This window comes from Abditibacteriota bacterium, assembly GCA_017552965.1.
In the GTDB taxonomy this organism is placed as follows: Bacteria; Armatimonadota; UBA5829; order UBA5829; family UBA5829; genus RGIG7931.
This window is the reverse complement of the sequence record JAFZNQ010000095.1, coordinates 1-3,148: the sequence shown is the minus strand read 5'-3', so window position 1 is coordinate 3,148 and position 3,148 is coordinate 1. Positions and strand designations below refer to the sequence as shown.

1 protein-coding gene is annotated in these 3,148 nt (G+C 61.1%); it reads right to left on the bottom strand.

Translation table 11 applies throughout. The annotated features are described in order from the left end of the window. Positions 1–159 precede the first annotated feature (159 nt). On the bottom strand, positions 160–2,727 hold the full coding sequence (locus IK083_07935) for an NPCBM/NEW2 domain-containing protein (protein ID MBR4749482.1): 2,568 nt from the start codon (positions 2,725–2,727) through the stop codon (positions 160–162). Between the last annotated feature and the right edge of the window lie 421 nt (positions 2,728–3,148).

Below are 3,148 nucleotides of genomic sequence, written 5' to 3'. Positions count from 1 at the left end.
GGGGACTTCTTACCGGTGAGGGCACGAGTGGCCCTCACCGCCGAAGTGACGTTGAAAGTGAACGGGACAGAAGAGTTCTTTTCCCCGGCCGGGCGGGCCGGCTCCGGAAAAAAGGCCCCCTGCCGCAAACGCGGCGGGGGGCTCTCGTTTTCGTCAATATTACAGTTTTTTGTATTCCACCAGCAGACTGCCGGGAGCCTCGGGGATCACCGCGTTGAACTCCATGAGCTCGCTGCCCTTCATGGTCACTGTCTCCTTCAGGTCGTAGGTCTCATACACCGACACGCTGTAGCCGGCGTCCGGGTCTATGCCCCTGGGCTTGACGGTCAGGGCGGTAAAGGGAGACTCTTCCCGGCGGAACACCACGAAGCAGCCGTCCTGCTCTTCCGGCCTGTCATACTGCCAGGCGCACCACTGGTCGCTGCGCTCGTCGGTGCAGTACAGGGTGTAATAGTCGCCCCGGCAGTATTTCCGAAGGCGCTTGCATTCCTCCACTCCCCGTTTCAGCAGGTCCTTGTCCTCCTGCTTCATGACGGAGAGGGGGTTCACGTAGCTGAGGCCCATATTGAAGCCGGAGCGGATGTGATAGGGCGAATAGCCGCCCTGTCCGCAGGTGTGCCAGGGCACGAAGCCGTTGAGGCGGCAGACTGCCAGCTGGTTGAGGATGGCGGTCCTGTTGTCGTTGAAAATGGCCCACACGTGGCTGTCGGAGCGCCACATGATGATCGAGCGGCTCATGGTCTCCAGGTCCATGCGGGTGCAGCCGCCGGCGCAGTTGTCTATGAGGAGGTCGGGCTTGTTGGCGCGTATATCGTCCCAGAACTTGTAGAGGGACTGCACCCACCGGTTTTCGGCTATGCCCTTGCGCTGAGGGCCGGTCTCGCCGGTATAATTGACGAGGTCCTGTTCGACGGTGGCGGAATCTGTCTTCCACACCCGCACCTTCCAGTCCCGGAAGGCGGTGGACAGCACGTCGGTCATATATTCCCGGGCCTCGGGATCCACGAGAGCAAAAGAACCTGTGTGTTCGGCATTTCCCTTGGCAGACATGACCCACTCGGGGTGCTCTTTGGACACAAAGGTATCCTTGCCCACCGTTTCCGGGGCGAACCACATCATGATGTCGGTGCCGTAATCGTTGGCCATTTTGACCAAGGGCTCCATGCCGTGGGGATAGCGCACCGGGTCTATCATATCACTGACAGGCTTGTGATAATTGCCGATGCAGGCGGGGAAGCCGTCCCGGAGCACGTAGGCGTCGAACCAGGTGACCTCAAAGCCCAGGCCTTTGAAGCCGTTCATATAATCCCTGTCCACTTCCTCGGTGCCCGCGTTGGTCTCCGAGGCGGAGACGGTGTAGGCGATGGGTATCTCCGCAGCCCTGCCGTTCTCCCGGGGGCTCACGTGGTTGATCATGGACCGGCGGAAGAGATTCATGCCCGTCTGTATATCATCGCCGTTAAAGAAGACGCTCATGACCCTGGCGCTGCGCACGGTCTCCCCGGGCTTCAGATATGCGTTGAAGGCGTCGCCGAAGCCGGCCCTGACGTTCAGGTTTTCTCCGTCGCAGGTATAGTCTGCCCGCCAGTTGCCCGTCCAGCCCAGGCCGCACACCATGCCGCCGTCTCCCCATTTCAGGCTCCACCAGGGGCTGTAGTCGCCGCCGGAGGGGCTGAGGCCCCCGTGGACGGTGGACACGGTCTCGCCCTTGGGCAGACGCTCCGGTATCTGCCGGAATTCGTCAAAGCTGAAGCGCACGCAGCCTATGGAGCCTCCCGTGCGGCACAGCACCACGTCGGTGAGCTCCTTTTTCTCATCCTTCACCGGCTCCATGATCAGTCCCGTGGGCAGGGCGTCCCCTCCCACGGGGGCTGAAGTCGAGAGGCGGTAGTCCACGTTGAGGGCGTTCACGTCCTTCAGGATCTTGCTGCGGGTATTGCCGGTGCCTGTGAAATACACCGTCCAGTCCAGAGCCTGGGTGTCGGTGTATATATTGACCACCGCCTTCACGGTGAGCCGGTCCCCTGTGTAGGTGTAGGTGTTGACCACGTGGGTGTCGGACAGGGTCTCGCTCTTTTTGTCAAACTGCCACCGGGGCAGCAGCTCGTCGGAGGACACGCCGCCATAGACGAAGGAAAAAGGATATCTGTATATGACGCGGCTGGCTCCGGCTATCTCGTCCAGCCAGGCGTCGGTGCCGTCGGCAAAATACACCCGGGCGTCGCCCCAGTCGGTCTGGTCGCAGGTGTGCTCCTTGCCGTGGTCCAGCAGCAGCTCCAGACGGGTGATGCCCGGCAGCGTTACGTCCACGGTCTTGCAGGTGTTGTCGCTCTTTGCTTCTCCGGCGGCCACCTCTTTGCCGTCGGCCAGCACCTGCCAGGTGATCTCCGCAGGAGTGCCGCTCATCAGCGAATCGATGCCCACCCGGCTCGTGAACCTGATGACAGGCTTGGAAAACTCAAAGAGCAAATGGTTGTCCGCGTGGACCCCCAGGCCGTGCCTGTAGGTCCTGCCCGCCAGCCTTATGGGGTTGACCCCGTCCTGCATGCGGTTGACCTTGGTGGTATTCGGAAAGGTCTCCGCCAGGACGGTGAAGGAGTGCTCCGTCTTCTCCGGGGTCCCCTCTCCCGAAAAGGCCTTGTCCGCAAAGGCGAGGGCGTCAAAGGCAAAGGCCGCCCCTGCCGCCAGGAACGTCACAAGTATCGCCAATATCCACATTATTCGCATATTTCCTCCGGTGTGTTCACACTGTATTGCGGGCTGCGCGCCCGTATGTATTATAGCACATTATTCGCCCTGGGGTCCCGACGCAAAGCGTGGGAGAGCGCTTTTGTTCCTGTCCCGTTGGGCCGGTCCTGTGTCGGGGCTCGCGGTTCTATCAAAGGGGATCTCGAACCTCACCCCACAAAATCTGCGATTTTGCGGGGACCCCGAGAGTGCCTTCACTTCGTTCAGGGCGCCGAGATGACGTCTGTTGTTGAACGGGACACTGCGGCCCACCGCCGTTGGGGGGGCCGTATCGCGGGGCAGGAAAAACTTCTTGTCATCCCGGCGGAAATGGCAACAGATCAAACGCCATCGGCGTTTGGCCATTTCCGGGAAGGGATCGGGGTCCCCGGCGAAAAAGGTTTCGCCGGGGTGTAATTCG

Excerpts from the sequence above, each read along its gene's own strand:
- IK083_07935 (MBR4749482.1), bottom strand. The coding sequence starts at position 2,727 with ATGCGAATAATGTGGATATTGGCGATACTTGTGACGTTCCTGGCGGCA.